This is a genomic window from Cricetibacter osteomyelitidis (assembly GCF_004340985.1).
GTDB lineage: Bacteria > Pseudomonadota > Gammaproteobacteria > Enterobacterales > Pasteurellaceae > Cricetibacter > Cricetibacter osteomyelitidis.
In genome coordinates this window covers 44295-70037 of sequence record NZ_SLYB01000012.1, presented here as the reverse complement: position 1 = coordinate 70037, position 25743 = coordinate 44295, and the positions used below count along the sequence as shown (strand labels likewise).

At 41.8% G+C, this 25743-nt stretch carries 24 protein-coding genes; 6 read left to right on the top strand and 18 right to left on the bottom strand.

The annotated features are described in order from the left end of the window. Positions 1-38: 38 nt before the first annotated feature. From ftsW to mraZ, 9 genes are all read right to left on the bottom strand, one after another. Positions 39-1226 (bottom strand): putative lipid II flippase FtsW, encoded by a 1188-nt coding sequence (ftsW, locus tag EDC44_RS07290; RefSeq protein WP_424276104.1) that lies wholly within the window; start codon positions 1224-1226, stop codon positions 39-41. A 23-nt stretch (positions 1227-1249) separates the two neighbouring features. Beyond that, the gene (gene murD / locus EDC44_RS07285; protein ID WP_131976866.1) at positions 1250-2551 is read right to left on the bottom strand and encodes a UDP-N-acetylmuramoyl-L-alanine--D-glutamate ligase; all 1302 of its coding nucleotides are present in this window, start codon (positions 2549-2551) and stop codon (positions 1250-1252) included. A 27-nt stretch (positions 2552-2578) separates the two neighbouring features. Then, a complete protein-coding gene (mraY, locus tag EDC44_RS07280; RefSeq protein WP_131976864.1) occupies positions 2579-3664 on the bottom strand; it encodes a phospho-N-acetylmuramoyl-pentapeptide-transferase in 1086 nt (361 codons plus the stop codon). After that, positions 3658-5040: a UDP-N-acetylmuramoyl-tripeptide--D-alanyl-D-alanine ligase gene (gene murF, locus EDC44_RS07275; protein ID WP_131976862.1), complete on the bottom strand. Its 1383-nt coding sequence runs from the start codon at positions 5038-5040 to the stop codon at positions 3658-3660. The genes mraY and murF overlap by 7 nt, the downstream gene beginning before the upstream one ends. A 3-nt stretch (positions 5041-5043) precedes the next feature. Continuing rightward, positions 5044-6516 (bottom strand): UDP-N-acetylmuramoyl-L-alanyl-D-glutamate--2,6-diaminopimelate ligase, encoded by a 1473-nt coding sequence (gene murE, locus EDC44_RS07270; protein ID WP_131976860.1) that lies wholly within the window; start codon positions 6514-6516, stop codon positions 5044-5046. A gap of 22 nt (positions 6517-6538) precedes the next feature. Beyond that, positions 6539-8368 (bottom strand): peptidoglycan glycosyltransferase FtsI, encoded by a 1830-nt coding sequence (gene ftsI, locus EDC44_RS07265; RefSeq protein ID WP_131976858.1) that lies wholly within the window; start codon positions 8366-8368, stop codon positions 6539-6541. A gap of 17 nt (positions 8369-8385) precedes the next feature. Then, positions 8386-8703, bottom strand: coding sequence for a cell division protein FtsL (gene ftsL / locus EDC44_RS07260; protein ID WP_131976856.1), 318 nt, complete (start codon positions 8701-8703; stop codon positions 8386-8388). Next, positions 8703-9671 (bottom strand): 16S rRNA (cytosine(1402)-N(4))-methyltransferase RsmH, encoded by a 969-nt coding sequence (rsmH, locus tag EDC44_RS07255; RefSeq protein WP_131976854.1) that lies wholly within the window; start codon positions 9669-9671, stop codon positions 8703-8705. Before rsmH ends, ftsL begins: the two co-directional genes overlap by 1 nt. Positions 9672-9791: 120 nt before the next feature. Then, positions 9792-10250 (bottom strand): division/cell wall cluster transcriptional repressor MraZ, encoded by a 459-nt coding sequence (gene mraZ / locus EDC44_RS07250; RefSeq protein ID WP_131976852.1) that lies wholly within the window; start codon positions 10248-10250, stop codon positions 9792-9794. A 323-nt stretch (positions 10251-10573) separates the two neighbouring features. Between mraZ and miaB the strand changes: the two genes are divergently transcribed. Continuing rightward, the gene (gene miaB, locus EDC44_RS07245) at positions 10574-12001 is read left to right on the top strand and encodes a tRNA (N6-isopentenyl adenosine(37)-C2)-methylthiotransferase MiaB (RefSeq protein ID WP_131976850.1); all 1428 of its coding nucleotides are present in this window, start codon (positions 10574-10576) and stop codon (positions 11999-12001) included. Positions 12002-12117: 116 nt separating this feature from the next. After that, positions 12118-12582 (top strand): phosphohistidine phosphatase SixA, encoded by a 465-nt coding sequence (gene sixA / locus EDC44_RS07240; protein ID WP_131976848.1) that lies wholly within the window; start codon positions 12118-12120, stop codon positions 12580-12582. A 71-nt stretch (positions 12583-12653) separates the two neighbouring features. On the opposite strand, the gene rpoD is transcribed toward sixA, so the two are convergent. The 3 genes from rpoD to rpsU form a co-directional block, all read right to left on the bottom strand. Then, positions 12654-14540, bottom strand: a complete 1887-nt coding sequence (rpoD, locus tag EDC44_RS07235; protein WP_131976846.1) for an RNA polymerase sigma factor RpoD — start codon at positions 14538-14540, stop codon at positions 12654-12656. Between the two features lie 75 nt (positions 14541-14615). After that, positions 14616-16367 carry a DNA primase gene (gene dnaG, locus EDC44_RS07230; protein ID WP_131976844.1) on the bottom strand — a complete coding sequence of 584 codons (1752 nt, stop codon included), beginning with the start codon at positions 16365-16367 and terminating at the stop codon, positions 14616-14618. A gap of 137 nt (positions 16368-16504) precedes the next feature. After that, positions 16505-16720: a 30S ribosomal protein S21 gene (gene rpsU / locus EDC44_RS07225; protein WP_131976842.1), complete on the bottom strand. Its 216-nt coding sequence runs from the start codon at positions 16718-16720 to the stop codon at positions 16505-16507. 342 nt (positions 16721-17062) lie between these two features. Between rpsU and gap the strand changes: the two genes are divergently transcribed. From gap to mreD, 4 genes are all read left to right on the top strand, one after another. Then, positions 17063-18067 carry a type I glyceraldehyde-3-phosphate dehydrogenase gene (gap, locus tag EDC44_RS07220; protein ID WP_131976840.1) on the top strand — a complete coding sequence of 335 codons (1005 nt, stop codon included), beginning with the start codon at positions 17063-17065 and terminating at the stop codon, positions 18065-18067. A 209-nt stretch (positions 18068-18276) separates the two neighbouring features. Continuing rightward, complete coding sequence (locus EDC44_RS07215) at positions 18277-19329, top strand: rod shape-determining protein (protein ID WP_131976838.1); 1053 nt, start codon at positions 18277-18279, stop codon at positions 19327-19329. 59 nt (positions 19330-19388) lie between these two features. Then, the gene (gene mreC, locus EDC44_RS07210) at positions 19389-20459 is read left to right on the top strand and encodes a rod shape-determining protein MreC (RefSeq protein WP_131976836.1); all 1071 of its coding nucleotides are present in this window, start codon (positions 19389-19391) and stop codon (positions 20457-20459) included. After that, positions 20459-20947, top strand: a complete 489-nt coding sequence (gene mreD, locus EDC44_RS07205) for a rod shape-determining protein MreD (RefSeq protein WP_131976834.1) — start codon at positions 20459-20461, stop codon at positions 20945-20947. Before mreC ends, mreD begins: the two co-directional genes overlap by 1 nt. A 41-nt stretch (positions 20948-20988) precedes the next feature. On the opposite strand, the gene EDC44_RS07200 is transcribed toward mreD, so the two are convergent. From EDC44_RS07200 to EDC44_RS07175, 6 genes are all read right to left on the bottom strand, one after another. Further along, the gene (locus EDC44_RS07200; protein WP_131976832.1) at positions 20989-21336 is read right to left on the bottom strand and encodes a SirB2 family protein; all 348 of its coding nucleotides are present in this window, start codon (positions 21334-21336) and stop codon (positions 20989-20991) included. 54 nt (positions 21337-21390) lie between these two features. Beyond that, the gene (cysE, locus tag EDC44_RS07195) at positions 21391-22209 is read right to left on the bottom strand and encodes a serine O-acetyltransferase (protein ID WP_131976830.1); all 819 of its coding nucleotides are present in this window, start codon (positions 22207-22209) and stop codon (positions 21391-21393) included. A gap of 1 nt (position 22210) precedes the next feature. Further along, positions 22211-23227 carry an NAD(P)H-dependent glycerol-3-phosphate dehydrogenase gene (gpsA, locus tag EDC44_RS07190; protein WP_131976828.1) on the bottom strand — a complete coding sequence of 339 codons (1017 nt, stop codon included), beginning with the start codon at positions 23225-23227 and terminating at the stop codon, positions 22211-22213. Between the two features lie 66 nt (positions 23228-23293). Continuing rightward, complete coding sequence (gene secB / locus EDC44_RS07185; protein ID WP_131976826.1) at positions 23294-23797, bottom strand: protein-export chaperone SecB; 504 nt, start codon at positions 23795-23797, stop codon at positions 23294-23296. 16 nt (positions 23798-23813) lie between these two features. Then, a complete protein-coding gene (locus EDC44_RS07180) occupies positions 23814-24260 on the bottom strand; it encodes a rhodanese-like domain-containing protein (protein ID WP_131976824.1) in 447 nt (148 codons plus the stop codon). 192 nt (positions 24261-24452) lie between these two features. Further along, complete coding sequence (locus tag EDC44_RS07175; protein ID WP_131976822.1) at positions 24453-25721, bottom strand: O-acetylhomoserine aminocarboxypropyltransferase/cysteine synthase family protein; 1269 nt, start codon at positions 25719-25721, stop codon at positions 24453-24455. Positions 25722-25743: the final 22 nt, after the last annotated feature.

The window sequence follows — 25743 nt, the reverse complement described above, 5'->3', positions numbered from 1 at the left end:
AATTCTCTAAAATGCTGTACTTTTATCTGTTCTATCAATTAGTCATCACGTAATCGGGCATGACCGGTTCGCTGCAGTCGGTTTTCGTGATCGATACGTAATAAAATCGCAATACTGATGGACATAATCACTAAGCTGGAACCACCGTAACTGACTAACGGGAATGTTAAGCCTTTAGTCGGTAATAAACCCAGCGCCATCCCCAAGTTCACAAATCCTTGGAAGAAAATCCAGAAACTGATCCCAAAAGCAAAGAAACCGCCGAATCGTTTTTCCATTTGTAAGGATTCCCGACCGATTCTCATCGCTTTAAATACCAATAATCCAAGTAAAAATACCATCACGACAATACCAAGCAAGCCGAATTCTTCGCCCATTACCGCCATAACAAAGTCCGTATGGGCTTCCGGCAAGTATTCTAATTTTTGAATGGAGTTACCTAATCCTTCGCCGAAAAATTCACCGCGGCCAAATGCCATTAAAGAATTAGAGAGCTGAAAGCCTGTGCCATACGGGTCTTTGAAAGGATCCATGAAGCCGACAAATCGCTTCACCCTATAAGAGGAGGATAAAACTAAAAAGATAAAGAGGAAAACCCCAACGCCAATTAAACCGATAAACTGCCAGATTTTCGCCCCGACAATAAATAACAGGCCAAAGGTAATAATCATTAATACGACCGTACTTCCTAAGTCCGGTTGAAGCAGTAACAAGCCGCCTAACAATCCCACCGCTAAAAACGGCTTAATCGCACTGAGTTGCTTACTGCGAACCTCATCGTATTTTCGGACAAAATAACCCGCTAAATAACAAGTTACCGCTAATTTTGCCAATTCCGCCGGTTGGAAATTAAAAATCACCATCGGAATCCAACGACGAGCACCATTTACCGTTTTACCGATACCGGGAACCAATACGGCAATCAGCAATAATACTGCGATAAAAAACAGATAGACATGCCACTTTTCCCATTTTTCCATGGAAATTTGCAGGAAAAAATAACAAGTCACTAATGAAATAAAGACATAGCCGGCATCGCGTTTGGCAAAATAAAAAGGATCATTAAACAAGCGAGTACCAACGGGAATGGATGCAGAAGTTACCATCACAAATCCGATTAACAACAAGATCACAAAAAGCCAAAACAGCCCTCTATCATAAAGCAGGCTGTTTGGTGTAAATGTAGTCCAACGACGGTAACTTTCTTTTAATTCATCACTGATCATCAATCATCCATTATTTTACGTATCTATTTTTTTAATTTTGCCAGGCGGGTAAATTCATCACCGCGTTTTTCAAAACTGGCAAACTGATCCAGACTGGCACAGGCAGGGGATAATAACACCATATCGCCATTTTCCAAAGTCGGACGTAGGAATTCGATGGCTTGTTCCATCGTGTCGAATAATCGGCTTTGTTCGGATAATTTCGCAAGCTCTGCACCGTCTCGTCCGAAGCAATAGCAATAAATATGCGGTTGATTGATGAAAGCTTGTAATTCGGAGAAATCCGCACCTTTACCGTCACCGCCTAATAATAAATGCAATTTATTTTCCACTACTAAGCCGTTCAATGCGGCAACTGTGCTACCGACATTAGTGGCTTTAGAATCATTCACCCAACGCACTCCATTAGCAAAATGAATGAATTGGAAGCGGTGATCCAATCCGCCAAACTCACGAAGTGCGGTACGAATTCCCGTTAAATTAATACCTGCGGCTTGAGCCAGTGCAATAGCGGCTAAGGCGTTCATATAGTTATGACGGCCGGTTAATTTGATTTCATCACAAGATAAAATCATTTCATTGCGGGCCATTAAATATGATTTGCCGTTTTCTGTTTTCAGCCAATAATCCGCATTATTTTCGCCAAAACTTACCGCACTTTTTAAATTTTCAGTGCGGGTTAACTGATCTTCGCCATTAATCACTGCCGTTTGGCAATTTTCGTAGATTCTTAATTTTGCTTGGCGATAATCTTCCAAATCCACATAGCGATTCATATGGTCTTCCGTCACATTCAATACGGTAGCGGCGACCGCTTTTAAGCTGTAAGTGGTCTCTAACTGAAAACTGGAAAGTTCCAATACATAAATATCGTGTTGTTGATTCAATAATGACAACGCTGGAATCCCGATATTGCCCCCTATTCCGACACTTAAACCGCCCGCTTTGGCCATTTCCGCCACCAGTGTTGTTACGGTGCTTTTACCGTTTGAGCCTGTAATGGCAATTACCGGTTTATCCGCTTCACGGCAGAATAATTCAATATCGCCGATCACTTCCACACCTGCTTGAAGTGCGGTCTGAATTTCAGGTGTTTTCACCGCCAAGCCCGGGCTAATGACAATCATATCGCTGTCTAACAACCATTGTTGGTTTAATCCGCCGGTATGCAACGGGATATTTTTATCTAACTGCTCCGCACCCGCCGGATTCGCACGGGTATCAATCACACGAATATTTGCTTGTTTGGATTGTAAAAAATCCACCACGGATAATCCGGTTGTACCCAAACCGATTACAGTAATATTTTTATTTTGATACTTCATTGTTACCTGTCCTTTGGAACAATAGGATTAACGCAATTTCAAAGTCACTAAGCCGATTAATACCAACATTAATGAAATAATCCAGAAACGTACGATTACTCGTGGTTCCGGCCAGCCTTTTTTCTCGTAGTGATGGTGAATCGGTGCCATTAAGAAAATACGGCGTCCGTTACGCAGTTTGTAAGAACCCACCTGCAAAATTACCGATAAGGCTTCTACAACAAATACACCGCCCATAATCACCAGTAATAATTCTTGGCGTACCAACACTGCAACTACGCCTAACGCACCGCCCAACGCCAAAGAACCTACATCCCCCATAAAGACTTGTGCCGGGTAGGTGTTAAACCATAAGAAACCTAAGCCCGCACCGGCAATAGCGGTACAGAAAACAACTAATTCGGAGGTGAATTTGATATGCGGAATATTCAAATAAGAAGCAAAATTTACGTTACCCGTGGCCCAAGCAATTAACGCAAATGCACCGGCAACCAAAATGGTCGGCATAATGGCCAGACCGTCTAAACCATCAGTTAAGTTCACTGCATTACTGGTTCCCACAATAACAAAGTAGGACAATATAATATAGAAGATCCCCAGTTGCGGCATAAATTCTTTAAAGAACGGCACCACTAAACGGGTGGCATTGGTGTCTTTACCAAGGGCATACATACCGAAAATCGCCACTAACGCGATGGCGGATAACCAAAAATATTTCCAGCAGGCGATTAAACCGTCGGTATTTTTACGGGTGATTTTGCGATAATCATCCACAAAACCCACCGCACCATAACCAAATAAAATAAACAAGCTGAACCATACATAAGGGTTACGCAAATCCGCCCATAACAGCGTACTGATACCGATTGCCCCTAAAATCATAATCCCGCCCATGGTCGGCGTGCCGCGTTTGCTCAAATGGCTTTCCGGCCCTTCCGTACGGATGATTTGACCGAATTTCAATAATTGCAAACGGCGGATCACTTTCGGACCAATCCACAGTGAAATCAAAAGTGCGGTCAATAATGCTAAAATTGCCCGAACAGTGATATAAGAAATCACGTTAAAGGCACTTAAATAAGGAACCAGCTGTTCCGCAAGCCAAACTAACATAAAAATTTACCTTTTAAAGAGTCGATCACATCTTCCATTTTCATTCGGCGTGATCCTTTTGCTAATAACACAATCTGTTGATTTTCTTTTAATTTCTCTACAATTACCGCTTGTAAGTATTCACTTAATTCGTTTTTATCGGTGAAATGTCGGCCGTTGCACGCGTGGCTTATCACCGCACTTTCCGTGCCGAAACTTACTACTAATTCTAAATTTGCCTGGTGGGCAAAATCCGCTACTTGTTGATGGCAGCCTTGGGAATTTTCACCTAATTCAGCCATATCGCCCACGACTAAAATGCGAAATGCCGTATATTTACTCAGCACATTAATGGCCGATTGCAAGGAATCTACATTGGCGTTATAAGTATCATCTAACAGCAATAAATTCTCACGAACTTGAATTGGAAATAAACGTCCTTTTACTTGCGAACGCTGTTCAAGACCGGCTTTCACATCTTGTAAGGAAGCACCTACATTCATCGCCAAGGCACTTGCCGCTAAAGCATTACTCACATTATGCTTACCTAAATAAGGCAAGTTCACTGCAATTTGACCTTTTGGGGTGCAAAGTATAAAGCTCGAACCCGTTGCTGTCACGGTTAAATTTTCAGCGTGATAATCCGCACTCAAATTCGTGGCGGAAAACGAGCGTACTTGGTGCTCGCCGATTTCAGTTTGCCAGTTTGGTAAACCGTTGCAATCTAAATTAATAATGGCCACGCCTTGGTGGCTTAAACCGCGATAAATTTCGCCTTTGGCTTTTGCCACGCCTTCAATACTGCCGAAACCTTCTAAGTGAGCGGCGGCAATATTATTCACCAGTGCCACATCCGGCTGTACTAAATGGGTGGTGTAATCAATTTCACCCTGATGATTTGCCCCCAGTTCCACCACAGCAAAGCGGTGTTCCGGCGTTAAACGTAATAAGGTCAAGGGCACGCCGATATCATTATTGAAATTGCCTTGCGTAAATAAAACCGCATTTTCGTTTTTTGCAGTATGATTTAAAATACTCGCCGTCATTTCTTTCACCGTAGTTTTACCGGATGATCCCGTTATTGCCACAGTTTTCGGCTTAATATGGCTTTTAAGCCATTTCGCCAATACCCCTAATGCCAATCGGGTATCTGCTACTACTAATTGAGTCCTGTCAATCGCCGGATTGACTTGCTCCACCACAAGTCCCGTTGCCCCTTGCTCCACCGCTTTATCTAAATATTGGTGAGCATCAAAATTTTCACCTTTTAACGCAAAAAACAAACCGTTTTCGCAAGATTTACGGGTATCGGTACTGATAGTGGAAACATTAACGTTTCCGCCAATAAGTTGAGCATTTAAGATTTCCGCCAGTTGGATTGTATTTAATGTAATCATAGTTTACTTATTTAATAATTCGGTGATAATTTCCCGATCGGAGAAATGATATTTTACCGTACCAATAATTTGATAGTCTTCGTGACCTTTGCCCGCCACTAAAATTACGTCATTTCTCACCGCACTTTGCAGGGCAAATTGCAGAGCTTTTTCACGACCGTGGATCACGTGAGCTTTTTCCGGTTGTTGTAATCCTGTTAGAATATCAGCAATAATCGCTTCCGGTTGTTCGGTTCGCGGATTATCATCAGTGATCACCACAACATCAGCCATTTTCTCTGCAATTTCCCCCATAATAGGTCGTTTGCTATTATCTCGATCACCACCGCAACCAAATACGCACCATAATTTACCGTCGCAATGCAAACGTGCCGCTTCAATGGCTTTTTCTAAAGCATCCGGCGTGTGGGCATAATCCACAATGACGGTCGGTTTGTGAAGAGCGGTAAACATTTCCATTCGACCGCAAACACCTTGTAAGTGCGGTGCGGTTTCAATAAGTTTTGTTAAGTCATAGCCTAAAGATAATAAGGTCGCCATCACCAATAAAAGATTGCTAACATTAAACGCCCCAATCAACGGGCTTTGCAATTCGCCTTTGCCCCAAACGGAATCAAATTGAATGACGGCTCCTTTGCTGCCGAAAGAAAGTGCGGTGACTTTCAACCAATTTTTATTATTCGGCACAAAATTCGAATCGCAACTCACCGCTACGGCATCGCTAAATTCCGCTAACCACGCACGACCGATTTCATCATCGGCATTAATGATTTTATGTTTCGTGTGCAATTCACCGAATAACCGTTTTTTCGCCGCCGTATAGTTTTCCATGGTTTTGTGATAATCCAAATGGTCGTGGCTGAGATTGGTAAAAATAGCGGCGGCAAAATTTAAGGCTTCCACCCGATGCTGCACTAACCCGTGGGATGACACTTCAATAGCGGCTAAATCCGCCCCTTGCCGTACAAAATCTGCTAAAGACGATTGAATTTCAATGGCTGAACCAGTGGTGTTCGCTGCTTCCTTGATTTGTCCATATAAGCCATTGCCGATAGTGCCCATTACGGCTGCTTTTTGTCCCAGCAGTTGCACCCACTGTGCCAACAATTGGGAAATGGTGGTTTTACCGTTAGTGCCGGTCACTCCGATTAAAGTCAGTTTATTTGACGGTTCATGATAGAATTGTCCGGCTAATTCAGATAATTGTTCGTTTAATTGAAAGAAGCGGATTACCGGCACATTGTTTTGATATTCAACGGTTAAATGTTCTTGTGCCGAATCCGCCTCGGCAACCACCGCCGCAGCACCGGATTCAATGGCTTGCGGAATAAAACGACGACCGTCAACGGAATGGCCTTTTACAGCAATGAAAAGACAGCCTTGCGTTACGGCACGGCTGTCTAAAGTCATATTAGTTAATGTGATATTACCGGAAAGGCCTGCTACCTTCTCCATAAGTGCGGTCAGTTTCTGCATAATTTATCCATTGATTTGCTGTTTAATTCGCTTGGGTTTGTTCATCTTTTTTCTGCGTACTTAAACGCACGGTACGTTTTGCTGTTTTTTCTTGAACCGCACCGTCCGGAGCCACATTAGTCGAACGCAAAGCATAACCCATGATATTGGAGAATAACGGAGCTGATACCGCACCACCGTAGTATTTACCCGCTTTAGGGTCGTTAATCAACACCACTAAAGAATAACGCGGATCACTAATCGGTGCAACGCCTGCAGTATAGGCAATATATCGATCCACATAACGGCCGTTTTCAATTTTCTTCGCCGTACCGGTTTTAACCCCGACGCGATAACCTTCAACAGCGGCAAGTTTACCTCCACCGTTAGTCACTACAGATTCCAACATTTCCACCACTTCACGTGCCACTTTTTCAGAAAATACGCGCGTACCGATAACCGGCGGATCAACTTTAGTAATAGAAAGCGGACGATAAATACCGAAGCTGCCTAAGGCCGCATAAGCCCGAGCTAACTGCACAGGTGTGATTTGCAGACCATAACCGTATGAGAATGTAGCACGATCAATATCGGACCACTTGCGACGATCCGCATGTAACGAACCTCGTTGCTCACCAATCAGACCTAATTCCGTCGGTTTACCCAAGCCGGCATTTTGATAGGTTTCCACCAATGCTTGAGGCGGCATTCTCAAGGCAATTTTACTGACCCCGATATTACTGGATTGCTCCAAAATACCGGTCACGGTTAAGCTGTCACGTTTTGCCACATCTTTGATGGTATATTTACCGATATTGTACGGATGAGTGTCAAACACCGTGTTTTTATTCACAATACCGCGTTGAAGTGCGGTTAAAACCACGAAAGGTTTTACCGTTGAACCCGGTTCAAAAGTATCGGTAATCGCACGGTTACGCATTAATTCCGCTTTCACACCGTTACGATTATTCGGGTTATAAGACGGTGCATTAGCCATTGCTAACACTTCACCGGTGCGAACATCAACTAACACCGCTGTGCCCGACTCCGCATTATTCTCAGCCACGGCTTTTTTAATTTCACGATAAACCATGGCTTGCAGATTTTCATCAATACTTAATGTTACATCCTGTGCATCATATTTTTTGATGTCCGCAATATTTTCAACCACATTTCCCAATTTATCTTTACGATAGGTTCTCGAACCGGCTTTACCGATTAACAATGAATTGAAACTTTTTTCAATCCCTTCGATACCTTCGCCGTCAATATTGGTATAGCCGATTAAATGTGCGGTTTCTTCGATACGCGGATAAAAACGGCGCGGTTCAGTTTTTAATAACACGCCTTTTAATTTTAATGCTTTAACATAATCCGCAGTTTCCGGAGCAACTTGACGATCCAAATAAACAAAGCGGGATTTCGGATTTTTCTTAATGGTTGCAATCAAGTCTTTATAGGGCACATTTAGTTCTTTGGCGAGTGCTTTCCAACGTTCTACATCATCCAAGCCCTTTTCATCCAGAATAAATTTAGGATCCGCAGTAATGGAATACATCGGCACGCTCACAGATAATGAATGACCGTTACGATCTAAAATCGAACCGCGTAATGATTGTACGCTTTCCGTACGTAACGAACGGCGATCCGCTTCGCCGTTCAATAAATCGGAATCCACAACCTGTACATAAGTTGCACGAACCACTAATGCGACCAAACCGCTTAATACAAAACCAATAGCCCATAAATAGCGACCTTTCAAAAAGCTATTTTCATACACTACTTTTGGTTTATTCGGCTTAATGCTACTGATGACCGGAGCAGTTTTAGCCGCTTTTACCGGTTTTTTCTTAGATTGATTAAACTTAACCATAAATAACTTCTCTAAAATTATTCCAGGATCAATACTTCTTGATCGTTTTCAATACGACCCATCCCTAATTTTCTTGCTCTTGCTTGAATCCGCGTACTATTTCCTTCCGTGGTTTCTTCTAAAATCAAATTACGATATTCTCTTTCCAATTGTTGCTTCTCAAACACCAAATCTCCTTTATCGGAAACCAACTGACGAGTCTGATGAGTAAGCCAAATGGTACCGATCATCGTTATTACCAAGGATACCAATAAAGTTAACAATAATTTATTTGATGAAAACACATCATCAAGAATCAATTCGGTCAACGGGTGACGTTCAGTTTTCTCAAACATTAGGCAATTCTCTCTGCAATTCGTAATACCGCACTGCGAGAACGCGGATTTTGTTCAATTTCCACGGCACTTGGCATCACGGCTTTTCCGATAGTTTTTAAGGTTTGATTACGTTGAATTTGATCATCACGTAACGGCAAACCTTTCGGAATATCATCACCTTTACTCTGTTTACGCATAAAGTGTTTAACCATTCTGTCTTCCAAAGAATGGAAGCTGATAATGGATAAACGCCCGTGCGGTGCTAATACCTTTAATGCAGAATTCAACACTTTTTCCAATTCATCCAATTCCGCATTGATAAAAATACGGATTGCCTGAAAGCTACGAGTGGCCGGATGTTTATGTTTATCTTTAAACGGCACGGATTGTGCGATCAAATTAGCTAATTCAAGAGTACGGGTTAACGGTTTTTCGCCATTTTGTACCGCACTTTTATTGTAATTCACGATTGCCGTGGCAATTTTTTTGGCAAAACGTTCTTCACCGAAAGTTTTCAATACCCAAGCCAAATCATCAACGGAAACTTGTTGTAACCATTCTGCGGCAGATAAGCCTTGCGAAGTATCCATTCGCATATCTAACGGACCGTCTTTCATAAAACTGAAACCGCGTTCGGCTTCATCTAATTGCGGTGATGACACACCGAGATCCAATAAAATACCGTCAATTTTGCCAATTAAATCAAGTTTTTCACAAATTTCGGAGATTGCAGAAAAACTATTGTGTTCAATATGAAAACGAGGATCTTGAATGGATTGTGCTTCAGCAATAGCTCTAGGATCACGATCAATGGCGATCAAACGACCGTCCTGTGACAATTGAGAAAGGATTAAACGAGAATGTCCGCCACGCCCAAAAGTACCATCAATATATACACCTTTTTCTTTCAATGACAGACCCGCTACTGCTTCGTTTAACAAAACGGTAATATGTTCGGGATGAGAAAAATGTGTTTGTTTGTTCATTACAATAACCAAAACTAAGGAAAAGTAAAAATATTTATTAAAGAAGATAAAGCGGCGAACCGGAGTAAACTTAAGTTACACCGCTTACCTTTTGCTAGTGCCGCTGTTCTCTATTATTTATTAATATGACAGCGATTTTAATTTATCTGATAGTGCAAGCTGACCGCTCATACCGAGAGCAACATCTTCGGCAATTTGTGAATGCCATTGTTGCTCGCTCCAAATTTCAAATTTATTGAGCTGCCCAACCAACATAATTCCTTTTTCCAGTTTTGCTTGCTGACGTAACGGACTGCTGATTAAAATACGTCCGTTTCCGTCTAATTCACATTCGGTGGCATAACCGATCATTAAGCGTTTTAAAGCACGCTCATTAGGATCGGTATTGGAAAGTGCCAACAGATTTTGCTCCACAACTTCCCATTCTTTCAAGGGATATAACAACAAACAAGGCTGAAAAATATCTACAGTACAAATCATTTGTCCTTGATTTTGCTCTAAGATCTCAGGGCGATAACGAGTCGGGATCGCAATACGTCCCTTCGCATCCAGATTGATTGCCTGTGCCCCTCTAAACATAGATTCGCCTTTAAATTTGCGTTATGAAATTGATCTCAAATTATCCAAAGATCTCCACAAAGATCCACTTTTCACCACTTTTTCTAAGTTTAGTCGCTAGAGCCTTAAATTGCAAGCTATTTGTACGATTTTCCTCAATAATTCATCGATCAGATTTTCTCGTTTCTCCGATAATCTGCTCAGATCGCGAGTGAATACTATTTATACAGAAATAAAATCGTAAATAATCCTTTTTTAAGTGGCGATAATTGCGACAAATCTGTAAAATAGTGCACCAAAATTTTATACTTTAAACTATTTACTTCAGTTAATTAGAAAGAGATATGACTCAAAAATTACATATTAAAACCTGGGGCTGTCAAATGAACGAATACGATTCGTCTAAAATGGCCGATTTATTATTCTCTACACACGGTTTGGAACTCACCGAAAATGCAGAAGAAGCGGATGTGCTTTTGCTCAATACTTGTTCCATTCGTGAAAAAGCACAGGAAAAAGTATTCCATCAATTAGGTCGCTGGAAAGATTTGAAAAAACAAAAACCGGAATTGGTGATTGGCGTAGGCGGCTGTGTGGCATCACAAGAGGGTGCGCATATTCGTGATAGAGCACCTTACGTCGATATTATTTTTGGTCCGCAAACTTTGCACCGTCTGCCGGAAATGATTAACCAAATTCGAGGCGGTAAAAGTTCCGTTGTGGATGTGAGTTTCCCGGAAATCGAAAAATTCGACCGGCTGCCCGAACCGCGTGCCGAAGGTCCGACAGCGTTCGTATCCATTATGGAAGGCTGCAATAAATACTGTACTTTCTGCGTAGTGCCTTATACTCGCGGTGAAGAAGTGAGCCGTCCGTTAGATGACATTTTATTTGAAATCGCCCAACTGGCAGAGCAAGGCGTACGTGAAGTGAATTTATTAGGACAAAACGTGAATGCTTATCGCGGTCCGACGCACGACGGTGAAATTTGTACTTTTGCCGAACTGCTACGCTTGGTTGCCGCCATTGACGGCATCGATCGTTTACGTTTTACCACATCACATCCGATTGAATTTACCGATGATATTATCGATGTATATCGTGATACGCCGGAATTAGTGAGCTTCTTACACTTACCGGTACAAGCCGGTTCTGATCGCGTTCTGAATATGATGAAACGCGGTCACACGGCGTTAGAATATAAATCCATTATTCGTAAATTACGTAAAGCCCGCCCGGATATTCAGATCAGTTCTGACTTTATCGTTGGTTTCCCGGGAGAAACCGCGGAAGACTTTGAACAAACCATGAATTTAATTGCTCAAGTTAATTTTGATATGAGCTTCAGCTTCATCTACTCCGCCCGTCCGGGTACACCGGCAGCAGATATTCCTGACGATGTTACCGAAGATGAAAAAAAACAACGCTTATATGTGTTACAGGAACGCATCAACCAACAAGCGGCACAGTACAGCCGCCGTATGCTTGGTACGATACAACGCGTATTAGTAGAAGGACCGTCGAAAAAAGATCTGATGGAACTCACCGGCCGCACCGAAAACAATCGTATCGTAAACTTTGCCGGCACACCGGATATGATCGGTAAATTCGTTGATATCGAAATCACCGACGTATGGACAAATTCTTTACGCGGTAATGTGGTGCGTACCGAAGATCAAATGGATCTCCGTATAGAACAATCACCGCAAACCATTATGAATCGTACTCGTAAAGAAGATGAATTGGGTGTTGGTAAATATACGATTAATTAATCATTGACCGCTCAAAAGAGCGGTCATAAAACACAACGTTTTTTAACAGTTCTTTGCCTATCGGATATATAATCCGCCCCGACAGATTGAGAATAATTTTTTAAGGAATTTATAATATGAAAATATTTATTATGCGGCATGGTGAAGCCGAGCTTATTGTCACAACCGATAGTGCCCGCCATCTAACACCTCAAGGTAAAGCTCAATCATCGACACAAGGTAAAAAATTAAAAGCGACCAATATCGTATTTGATCGTATCTTAGTCAGCCCTTATGTGCGTGCTCAAGAGACCTTTGATGAAGTGAATACGGCTTTCGGTGGAACACTAAACGAGCAAAAAGAAATATGGGACGAACTTACTCCTTACGGAGACAGTGCTTTAGTAAAAGATTATTTAACCGTATTAGCCGAGCAGCAAGTTAATAACGTACTTATCGTTTCTCATTTACCATTGGTCGGAGATATTGCTTACGAACTTTGTCACGGTAGAACGGCTATGAATTTCTATACTGCCGCCATCGCACTAATCGAATGGGATGGTGTGAAAGGGGAATTAGCCGAAGCTTATTATCCGGCATAAAATATTTGAAAAAGCCACCGCACTTTTTGCTGAAGTGCGGTGGCTTTCCAATTGTTTTTTTTAATTAAGTCTTATTCGTCCAAGAAACTGCGTAAGGTTTCCGAACGGCTCGGATGACGCAATTTACGCAATGCTTTCGCTTCAATCTGACGAATACGTTCACGAGTCACGTCAAACTGTTTACCCACTTCTTCTAAGGTGTGATCGGTGTTCATATCAATACCGAAACGCATACGCAATACTTTCGCTTCACGCGGTGTTAAGCCTTCTAACACTTCGTGGGTTGCCGCACGCAGACTTTGTGCCGTGGCGGAATCTAACGGTAACTCTAAAGTGCTATCTTCGATAAAATCACCTAAATGCGAATCGTCGTCATCGCCGATCGGGGTTTCCATGGAAATCGGCTCTTTGGCAATTTTCAATACTTTGCGGATTTTATCTTCCGGCATTCCCATGCGTTCTGCCAACTCTTCCGGTGAGGCTTCACGGCCCATTTCTTGCAACATTTGACGTGAAATACGGTTAAGTTTATTAATCGTTTCAATCATATGCACCGGAATACGAATTGTACGGGCTTGGTCAGCGATAGAACGGGTGATTGCCTGGCGAATCCACCAGGTCGCATAAGTAGAGAATTTATAACCGCGACGGTATTCAAATTTATCTACCGCTTTCATTAAACCGATGTTACCTTCTTGAATTAAATCCAAGAATTGCAAACCGCGGTTGGTATATTTTTTCGCGATAGAAATCACCAAACGTAAGTTCGCTTCAACCATTTCTTTTTTCGCACGGCGGGCTTTAAGCTCACCTTGTGCAATGCGTTCGCCGATATCGCGAATTTGTTGAACGGTTAAACCGGTCTCTTGTTCAATCTGAGCCAATTGAGCGATACACGCTCGAATATCATCCGCATAAGCGGCTAATTTTTCCGCATAAGGCTTACCGGAATCCAATACTTTCACCAACCAATCATCGGTAGTTTCATGACCTAAAAACGCTTTTTGAAAAGAGGATTTCGTCATTTTCGAATGTTCGACCGCCCAACGTTGTATTTTACGTTCTTCAGTGCGTACGCGTTTCATAATCGAACGCATACTTAATACTAAAATGTCAAATTGACGTGGCACTAAACGGAATTGAGTAAAAATATCCGCCAATGCTTGAATTTGTTCTTTCGCTTTTTTCGTCGTACGTCCGTGCTTTTGGATTGCCGCTAAGGTTTTCGCATGTTGTTCTTTTAATAAGGTGAATTTTTCGCGAGCCAACTCAGGATCGATGGAGTTATCACCGTCATCACTGCCGTTGTCATCAGATTCTTCCTCTCCTTCCTCTTCTTCATCATCCAAGTCGGCATCATTAATTTCGCCTTCCTCTTCATCTTCGTCGGCATCTAACGCCTCTACATCAGGAATTTCTTCTGCAATAATATCATTCGGATCGATAAAACCGGTGATAAGGTCCGCTAAACGTACTGCACCTTCATCCACTAAAGTATATTGCTCAAGCAAATTATCCAATGCTTCCGGATATTCGGCAATGGCACATTGCACTTCGTTAATGCCTTCTTCAATGCGTTTTGCAATGTCAATTTCACCTTCGCGGGTCAATAATTCAACACTCCCCATTTCACGCATATACATACGCACAGGATCGGTGGTACGACCTAATTCATTTTCTACGCTGGACAATACTTGCGTGGCTTCTTCCACTGCATCGTCATCTGCATCGGTAATATTTTCCGCCAAAATCAAATCATCGGCATCCGGTGCCACTTCCAGCACTTGAATACCCATGTCATTGATTGTTTGAATAATATCTTCAATTTGATCAGTATCAACAAGATCTTCCGGTAAATGGTCATTGATTTCGGCATAAGTTAAATAGCCTTGCTCACGACCTTGGGCGATCAACAATTTGAACTGAGACTGTGATTGGGATTGTGGATTTTGATCCATAATTGACTTCCGAATGTAGTTAAACTGATAACGAAAAATAAATAGGATTAATTATTCTAGCATTATTGCCTTATATTAACTAGGCTTAGCCGTTAATAATTTTGCTAATTCATATTTTTCTTCCTGACTTAAACTATCCGAGCGATCTTTTGCAATTAATGTTTCAATACGCTTTTCAATTAATTGAGAAAATAGAAATTTCAGTGTGTCTTGAAATTCTTGCAAGGTAGTTTCAATATTTTCTTTGTTCTCTAAATGGTTCCAAATCGCCAACATTTCAAGGGCTTTTTGGTGTTCGGTATCACGCCAGTTCTCTAATAACTGGCCGGTGGTGATTCCCACATTATTACGGCAATAATCCGCCAGTTGAGTAAATAGTTCGAATCCTGGTTCATTCAAAGTGCTTAACAGCGAAATATCCGGCACAAATTCGACCCAATTCGGATTTTGCAATAATAAGCTGATTAAAATCCGCATTGGCGTACGTTTAATTTTTTGTTTTTCCACCGCACTTTCCGGCACTGCGACATTAGGAATCAATGCTTCCAATTGACTTTGATCCAAAATACCTAATTTTTGCGCCAACGTATTGCGTAAATACAAACGCAGCATTTCACCCGGTACTTGTTTAATCAATGGCACGGCTAAAGATGCCAGTTTACTTTTTCCTTCTTTACTGGAAAGATCGACTTGAGTAAGTAAATGAGAAAACAGAAAATCACTCAACGATAATGCATTATTAATATAATTTTCAAAAGCTTCTTTGCCTTGGGCACGAATAAAGGTATCGGGGTCTTCACCGTCCGGAAGAAAAATAAATTTTAACTGACGACCGTCATATAAATAAGGCAAGGCATTATTTAACGCTTTCCAAGCCGCATCCCGCCCCGCTCTATCACCGTCATAACAGCAGACAATTTGTTCCGTAGATTTAAATGCAAGTTGAATTTGTTCCGGCGTGGTTGCCGTGCCTAATGCGGCAACGGCATAATTTACTCCGAACTGAGCCAATGCCACCACATCCATATAGCCTTCAACGACTAATAATTTTTCCGGATTATCGTCAGATTGCAAGGCTTCATATAAACCATATAATTCATTACCTTTATGATAGGTCAGACTTTCCGGTGAGTTTAAATATTTAGGGCGTTCGTCGCCTAGCACACGACCGCCGAATGCGATTATGCGACCGCGACGATCCCGAATCGGAAACATAATGCGATGACGAAAACGATCATATACATTGCCGTGATCGTTTCGTGATAACATCCCCGTATCAAATAATTTTTGCTGATCATCTTTATTTTTGCCGAAACGGCGTAGCACTGTATCCATGGAATTCGGCACGAAACCGATTTGAAAACGTTCAATGATCTCGCCGGAAACACCGCGATTTTGCAAATAAGCCTGAGCCGGAATATTGTTTGGTAATTGTTGTTGATAAAACACAGCAATATCTTGCATTAACTCATACAGATTCCGCTTAGTTGCACTGGGTATTTGCGGTACATCGCCATTATTTAATGTTTCCCGCGGCACTTCCAAACCAAGCATGGCAGCCAATTCTTCTACGGCTTCCACAAATTCCAGTTTGTCATACTCCATGAGAAAATTTAATGCACTGCCATGTGCACCGCAGCCAAAACAATGATAAAACTGTTTATTTTTACTGACAGTAAAAGACGGCGTTTTTTCATGGTGAAACGGACAACAGGCTTGATAATCACGTCCTGCTTTTTTCAATTTCACACGACTATTCACAACGTCCACAATATCGGCACGAGCTAAAATATCGTTGATAAAGGAGCGAGGAATACGACCTTTCATCCGTTAATAATCCTTAATGTCACAGCATAATTTAAACACAGAGTTCAGCAACAACAAAACCGCGATCCCCTAAGGTTTCACGGTTCTACTGCTAAATGTAAATATCCGAAACGAGAATTTTCGATATATTTTAATAATTAGTATAAGCGGGTATTACGCGCATTTTCGCGGAAAACACGTTTAGCATGACGTTTTTTCAAAGACGCGTTTTCACGTTTACGAATTGTAGTTGGTTTTTCGTAGAATTCACGGCTACGTACTTCCGCTAAGATACCAGCTTTTTCGCAAGAGCGTTTAAAACGACGTAATGCAACGTCAAATGATTCGTTTTCACGTACTTTAATTACAGGCATAAGCCATTCACCTCAATGAAATTTTGCTATTTTGCTAATTTATTAACCGCCCTTTTGAACGGCTGTATTCAATAAAGGTCGCAATTTTAATCCAAGATCCCGGTAAAAGTAAAGCCTAATTTACGATTTTATTTCGAGGATCCCGAAAATTTGATATAGATCACAAAAAGTGAATCTGTTATATTTTGTCCCAATAGCTTGCTTTCAGAACAAACAGAAACCATGCTATAATCACCAAATGACAGGGGATTGAATTATTTTATCTTGTAAAATTAACTCGAATAGAGTAATTTAGCGACTGTAATAATTTTGTTTAACTTTACTATAGAAGGTGAAAATCTTATGGCAATTAAAATTGGTATCAATGGTTTCGGCCGTATCGGTCGTATCGTATTCCGTGCAGCACAATCTCGTAGCGACATCGAAGTTGTCGGTATCAACGACTTAATCGACGTTGAGTACATGGCTTATATGCTAAAATACGATTCAACTCATGGTCGTTTCGATGGCACTGTTGAAGTGAAAGACGGTAATTTAGTGGTAAACGGTAAAGCAATCCGTGTAACTGCTGAACGTGATCCGGCTAACTTAAACTGGGGTGCGATCGGTGTAGATATCGCTGTTGAAGCAACCGGTTTATTCTTAGATGATGCAACTGCGCGTAAACACATCACTGCCGGTGCGAAAAAAGTTGTTTTAACCGGTCCGTCTAAAGATGCAACTCCAATGTTCGTAAACGGTGTAAACTTTGATTCCTATGCCGGACAAGACATCGTTTCTAATGCGTCTTGTACAACAAACTGTTTGGCACCGCTTGCTAAAGTAATCAACGATAAATTCGGTATCAAAGACGGTTTAATGACAACTGTTCATGCAACCACAGCAACGCAAAAAACGGTTGACGGTCCATCAGCAAAAGACTGGCGCGGTGGTCGTGGTGCGTCACAAAACATCATCCCGTCTTCAACAGGCGCAGCTAAAGCGGTAGGTAAAGTAATCCCGGCATTAAACGGTAAATTAACCGGTATGGCATTCCGTGTTCCTACACCAAACGTATCTGTCGTTGACTTAACCGTTAACTTAGAAAAACCGGCAACTTACGCTGAAATCTGTGCAGAAATCAAACGTGCTTCCGAAAACGAAATGAAAGGTGTTTTAGGTTATACTGAAGATGCAGTAGTTTCTACTGACTTCAACGGTTGCACATTAACATCTGTATTTGATGCCGCAGCAGGTATTGCATTAACTGATACTTTCGTTAAATTAGTATCTTGGTACGACAACGAAACAGGTTACTCAAACAAAGTATTAGACTTAGTTTCTTTAGTGTACAACTACAAAGGCTAACCCTGTCTTTAAAAATTTCCAAATTTTTAACCGCACTTTTTTAAAGTGCGGTTATTTTTTTACATTTTTTATAAAATTTATTACAGAAGCAGGAAATTTTACTGTAATTTATGCTCAATTTTTGGTAAATTAGCCACAAATTTTTCAGCTGTAAAATCAGCGTCTCGAATCCCAATTAATCAAATTCTGAAAACGGTAGTGAAACAGTTATGTTCAAAAAAATTCGTGGTTTATTTTCAAACGATCTTTCCATCGATCTTGGTACGGCAAATACTTTAATTTATGTAAAAGGGCAAGGTATCGTGCTTGACGAACCTTCCGTGGTGGCAATTCGTCAAGATCGGGTAGGATCACTAAAAAGCATTGCAGCGGTGGGTAAAGAAGCAAAAATGATGTTGGGTCGTACACCGAAATCCATCGCGGCTATTCGCCCGATGAAAGACGGTGTGATTGCGGACTTTTTCGTTACTGAAAAAATGTTGCAATATTTTATTAAGCAAGTACACAGCGGTAACTTTATGCGTCCGAGTCCGCGTGTGTTAGTGTGCGTACCGGCAGGTGCAACTCAAGTGGAACGTCGTGCCATTAAAGAATCCGCAATCGGTGCCGGTGCACGTGAAGTATATTTAATTGAAGAGCCTATGGCTGCCGCAATCGGTGCAAAATTACCGGTTTCTACCGCAACCGGTTCTATGGTTATCGATATCGGCGGCGGTACCACTGAAGTGGCTGTAATTTCTTTAAACGGTGTCGTATATTCATCATCCGTACGTATCGGCGGCGACCGCTTTGACGAATCCATTATTGCTTATGTTCGTCGCAAATTCGGTTCATCCATCGGTGAAACTACGGCGGAACGCATCAAAAAAGAATTGGGTACCGCTTGTTTGCAAGAAGGTGATGAAATTTTAGAAACCGAAGTACATGGTCATAATTTGGCAGAAGGGGCTCCACGCACCTTCACCTTAAACTCCAAAGATATATTGGAAGCAATTCAACAGCCATTAGAAGGTATTGTTGCCGCAGTGCGTACCGCATTGGAACAGTGTCCGCCGGAACTGGCTGCCGATATTTTTGAACGCGGTATGGTGCTTACCGGTGGCGGGGCATTATTACGTAATATCGATGTGTTATTATCCAAAGAAACCGGTGTGCCGGTTATCGTTGCAGACGATCCGCTAACCTGTGTAGCTCGCGGTGGCGGTGAAGCGTTAGAAATGATCGATATGCACGGCGGCGATATTTTTAGTGACGAACTCTAATCATCAGCCCAAAAAGTGCGGTTATTTTTACCGCACTTTTTAGTTATTAAAATTCTGATATGAAACCTATTTTCGGTAAAGCCCCCCCACTTGGACTTCGTTTAGCATTGGCGATCATCGCTTCGACCGCACTTATTTTGTCGGACGGACAAACCAATACTATGATCAAAGCACGCAGTTTTATGGAAACTGCCGTAGGGAGTTTGTATTATCTGGCCAACACGCCTCGCACGGTATTGGATGGCGTATCGGATAATTTGGTGGACACCAATAAATTACAAATCGAAAATAAAGTCTTAAAAGATCAACTTCGCGAAAAAAACGCCGATTTGTTGTTATTAGATCAGCTTAAAGTAGAAAATCAACGTTTGCGTTTATTGCTCAATTCCCCTCTACGCCAGGACGAATATAAAAAAATCGGAGAAGTGCTCACGGCAGAAACCGATACTTATCGCCAACAGGTGGTAATGAACCAAGGGCAAAATGACGGTGCTTATGTTGGTCAGCCGGTGATTGATGAAAAAGGCGTAATCGGACAAATTATTTCCGTCGGCGAACAAACCAGTCGTGTCTTATTGCTTACCGATGTCACTCACTCTTTGCCAGTACAAGTATTGCGTAATGATGTTCGCTTGATTGCCAGCGGCACAGGGCGAACTGATGAATTGCGTTTAGAAAACGTGCCGCGCTCCACGGATATTGAAAAAGGGGATTTGTTAGTTACTTCCGGTTTAGGCGGTCGTTTTCCCGAAGGCTATCCGGTAGCAACAATAGAAAGCGTATCTCGTGACGGGCAAAATTACTTTGCCACCGTAACAGCCAAACCTTTGGCTTCACTCGAACGTTTACGTTATATTCTATTATTGTGGCCGACCGGTGAAGAAAGTCGTAAAGCAAATTCATTATCCCCGGAAGATGTGCGTAATGCCGTCAAACAACGGATGGCCAACCAACAAGGTGTAATAAAAGAGAAAGTGCTGGAATCTCACGATAAAGAAGCGGAAGAACATCCGCATTCCGCCTCGGATATCACCGATCCGGCCGATTTAGCACCGCCGAACTATGAAAGTTTACCCGTCGATGTGGAAGATATTCGTGATAATAAAACCAATAAACAAGGAACCGAATAATGAATAATAATATTATTTTTCAGTGGCTGATTATTCTTTGTACTTTTATTATCGCGTTAGTAATGGAAATCGCGCCTTGGTCGAGTTTTTTTCAATATTTTCGCCCCGCTTGGGTTGTGATGGTACTACTTTATTGGATATTGGCAATTCCCGGTAAAGTCAGCATCGGCAGTGCCTTCGTTGTCGGGATTTTATGGGATTTGGTGCTAGGCTCTATTCTCGGCGTACATGCACTGGTCTTATCCGTATTTGCTTATTTAATCGCTGTAAATTATTTGGTCTTACGCAATTTATCTCTTTGGCAACAAAGTTTATTGGTCGTCGTCTTCGTCTTTGCCATTCGTTTAGGTATTTTCTTTGTTGAGCTATTGCTGCACAGTGCGGTGCTAAATTGGCATGAAATGCTCGGTGCATTAACCAGCGGACTACTCTGGCCTTGGTTATTCCTGCTGTTACGCAAAATCCGCCGACAAGTCAATCTGCATTAATAAAAAACGATTATTCCAAACTTTTGTATTACTGTCATTAATTAATGACAATATGCTACCACCAGGATTCCGACAAAGCTTAACAATGCCAACCAGAAAAATAAGGGATTTGCAATTTGTACTTTTCGACTGAAAAATTTGGTGGAAAAAACAACGTACAGTACCAAGAAAGCAAGTTTGAGCAAAATCCATGTTTCCCACAATAAACCATAAGCAAAGAAAAGCCAGAAACCGCTCACGAGTAAAAGGGTATCCACTAAGTGCGGTAGGATTTTCAATAATTTTATGGCACGCCAATCTTTACCGCTGAATTGCATTGTGCCGCGTACTAATAATAAAGCTAAACTTGAAAATGCACAAATAATGTGCAGATAAAATAAATAAAGCATAAGAGTCCTTGAGAAGAGTAGAGGCGTATGTCATACGCCCAATAAAAGTAAAAATTAAATATTTAGTGCCTGATCAATTTCGACATTGATTTCTGAAAAATATTGGTTCATGTCAAAAGCCGGTTTAGCACTTCTGTCATGGCTGACTATCTTAGCCGGCACACCGGCTGCGGTGGCATACTCAGGCACCGCTTGCAGAACCACAGAATTCGCCCCGATTTTGGCATGTTTACCCACTTCAATATTACCTAAAATTTTTGCACCGGCACCAATCATCACGCCTTCGCGAATTTTAGGATGGCGATCGCCATGTTCTTTGCCCGTACCGCCTAGAGTAACGCCCTGCAAAATCGAGACATCATTTTCAATGACGGAAGTTTCCCCCACCACAATACCGGTCGCATGGTCAAACATAATTCCGCAGCCGATTTTGGCCGCCGGGTGAATATCCACATCAAAAGATACGGAAATTTGATTTTGCAAATATAACGCTAAGGCTTTGCGATCTTGTTGCCATAAATAATGCGTCACGCGATAGCTTTGAATAGCATGAAAGCCTTTTAAATATAATAACGGGGTAGAATATAAATCTACTGCAGGATCGCGTTGTCGCACAGCTACAATATCGCAAGCGGCATTATCCACAATATCCGGATTCGCCGCATAAGCTTCTTCGATAATCTCTTTTAATGCAATAGCAGGCATTATCGGATTAGCCAGCTTATTCGCTAAAATATAACTTAACGCTCCGCTAAATTGATGGTGTTTTAAAATCGTTGCATGGAAAAAACTCGCGAGCATCGGTTCACATTCCGCCAATTCCTTTGCTTCAACACGAATATGACTCCACACTTTTTCAAGATTTGCCGACATACTATTCCTTATTTTTTTCACGACCTAATAGTGCCACAGCGGCCTCACGCGCATCTTTACCACAAAATAATACTTGATAAATTTGTTCGGTAATCGGCATTTCAATGCCTTGTCGCTGTGCTAATAAATAAGTTTCTTTGGTGTTATGATAACCTTCCACCACTTGACCGATATTTTGCATTGCCACATCCGCAGAAAAACCTTGTCCCAACATTAAACCGAAACGACGATTACGGGATTGATTATCGGTACAAGTCAACACTAAATCACCTAAGCCTGACATTCCCATAAAGGTATTTTGATTAGCACCGAGCGATAGACCCAAACGCGTAATTTCAGCAATGCCACGCGTAATTAATGCGGTACGGGCATTGGCTCCAAACCCCATACCGTCGGAAATCCCGGCACCGATGGCAATCACATTTTTAATCGCTCCGCCCAACTGCACGCCACACATATCGGCATTAATATAAACGCGAAAATTCTTACTACAATGAATACGAGCCTGAAATTCTAATGCAAATCGTTCGTCCTGTGATGCTAACGCGATCGCCGTCGGTAAGCCTTGTGCCAATTCCTTCGCGAAAGTCGGACCGGATAATACTGCCAACGGATAATTCGTGCCGAGCTGTTCTATGACAACCTCTTGCAATAAACGCCCGCTATCGCGTTCCAAACCTTTAGTTGCCCACACGATACGGCTGTCAGAGCGTAAGTGCGGTTTAATTTTCGTAATAATTTCACCAAATACATGACTCGGTACAACAATCAATAAATCGCGGGATTTTTGAATCGCTTGTGCTAAATTGGGTTCGATATGTAAACTGTCGGGAAAAGTCACATCGGGTAAATATTGTGCATTTTGGCGTTCTTTGGACAGTCGTTCCATATGCACGGGATCATGTCCCCAAAGATAGGTCGGATAACCGTTACGAGAAAAGGCAATTGCCAGAGATGTACCGTAAGAACCGGCACCTAATACTGTGATCGGGGATGTGGTAACAATATGATTTGTCATATTACGCTCCATTTTACTCTTATATTCCACTGACAAAAAGTCAGCGGAATATAAGTAAATCAAGGATTAATGCGTAGTTTCAGGTTGTTCAGCTTGTTGTTCTTGCTGACGTTGTAAATATTCCATAAACAACGCATCAAAGTTTACCGGAGAAAGATTCAACGGAGGGAATGTTCCACGGTTCACTAAACTTGCCACTAATTCACGGGCATAAGGGAATAACATTTCCGGGCATTTTGAGGTTAAACAATGTGCGAATTGCATTTCTTCCAATCCGCTAACCATAAACACACCGGCCTGCTTGATTTCACAAATAAACGCGACATCACCGGAGCCTTCCAAAGTGGTTTCTACGGAAATATTTAAACATACTTCGTATAAATCTTCACCCATAGAAGCGGTTTCAGTGGTTAAATCAAATTTTAATTGCGGTTTCCATTCTTGCTGGAAAATTTGTGGTAAATTCGGCGCTTCAAAAGAGACATCTTTCACGTAAATGCGTTGAATTTGTAACACCGGTTGTACTTGTTGCTCTGCTTCTGTTGCAGCGACTTGATTTTCTTCAGTCATTTTTAGTTCCTTGAGATTAATGTTTAACTAACGGTAAATTAGCACCACGCCAGCCTGTAACACCTTCTTTTAAAATGTACACACGGGCAAAGCCTTGTTTGACCAACTCTTCGGCTAATCCGCTGGCGGATACGCCGTTGACATCCGCCACGATCAACGGAAGATCTTTATGTTGTTCAAGTTTACCTAAGTTCTTCGTTTTGATTTCACTCGGTAAAATATGCAAACTGCCAATAATATGTCCGCGTTGGAACTCATCCAACGTACGTACATCAATTACTTTTGCATCTTCTTTATTAATTAATTGAGTCAATTGGGCATTATCCACCACTTTGGCTTTAGATGTTGCAGATTTAAAAAATTGGTACACCACCATTGCAAATACGGCAATCCAAGCAATCACCATCAAAGAATGGTTTTTGACAAATTCTGTCGCCATTTGACTAAAAGTTAATTCTTCCATTTTGTTCTCGTTTTGTTATCGTTAAAAAATGATTAATAAAATTAAGCGTTAAGTATAACCGTTGGAAGGGCTTTGAGCAAATAAAGAAAAACACTTTCGTTGGAAATTTAATCGGATTCGAGTAGCATATGTCGTTGATGAAAGAATAAAAAGTGCGGTAAAAATTTTCAAAATTTTACCGCACTTTACAAATCATTTAATGTGAGCAAAAGCCTGTGTAATATCTCCAATTAAATCATCGATATTTTCGATACCGCAAGATAAACGAATCATTCCTGCCGGAATTTTAGCAGCGGCTAATTCCGCTTCGTTCATTTGGCTGTGTGTGGAACTCGCCGGATGTAACGCACAGGTGCGAATATCCGCCACGTGCACCTCGCGAGAAATGAGTTTTAACCCATTCAGCCATTGTTCCGCCGCAGGCTTGCCGCCTTTAATCACAAAAGATAACACGCCACATAAGCCGTTCGGTAGGTATTTTTGTTTTAACGCATAATCTGGCGATGTAGGTAAACCGGGATAATTGACGGTTTCCACTATCGGATGTTCGGCTAAGAACTCTGCCGCTAATTGCCCGTTACGGGCATGTTCTTTCATACGCACCGCAAGGGTTTCTAAGCCTAAATTCAATAGGAAACTGTTTTGTGGTGCAGGGGTGGAACCGAGATCCCGCATTAATTGCACTCGAGCTTTGATAATGTAGGCGAGATTACCGAAGGCTTGCGTGTAAACAATATTGTTATAGGTGTTATCCGGCTGATTAAAATCGGCAAATTTTTCACCGGACCAATCGAAATTACCGCCATCTACAATCGCACCGCCAAGTGCGACCGCATGACCGTCCATATATTTTGATGTGCTGTGCACCACAATATTGGCACCATGTTCAAATGGGCGGCAGAAATAAGGGGTTGCGAAGGTGTTATCGATGATTAACGGTGCGTTAGCAAATTTGGCAAGTTCGGCAAATTTTTCAATATCCAGCACACGCAATGCCGGGTTAGCAATAGTTTCGCCGAAAATGACTTTAGTATTCGGCCGTACCGCAGATTTAAGCACTTCCAAAGACGCATATTGATCCACAAAAGTTACGCTGATACCCATTTTTTGCATGGTGTGTGCGAATAAATTATAAGTACCGCCGTAGATGGTGGAGGCAGAAATAAAATGATCGCCGGCGGAAAGAATATTCATCAGTGCATAAAAGGTTGCCGCCTGTCCGGACGATGTGCAAAGTGCACCGACACCGCCTTCCAATGCGGCTATTTTATTTTCTACGGCACTGTTAGTCGGGTTTTCAAGACGGGTATAAAAGGAGCCCGCCTCTTCCAGTTTAAATAATTTTGCGATGGATTCGGAAGAGTCATAAGTAAAGGTGGTACTTTGTACGATAGGGAATACACGCGGCTCGCCGTTTTTCGGGCTGTAGCCCGCGTGTAAACATTGGGTTTCAAATTTCATATTAGTTATCCTATTTATGTAA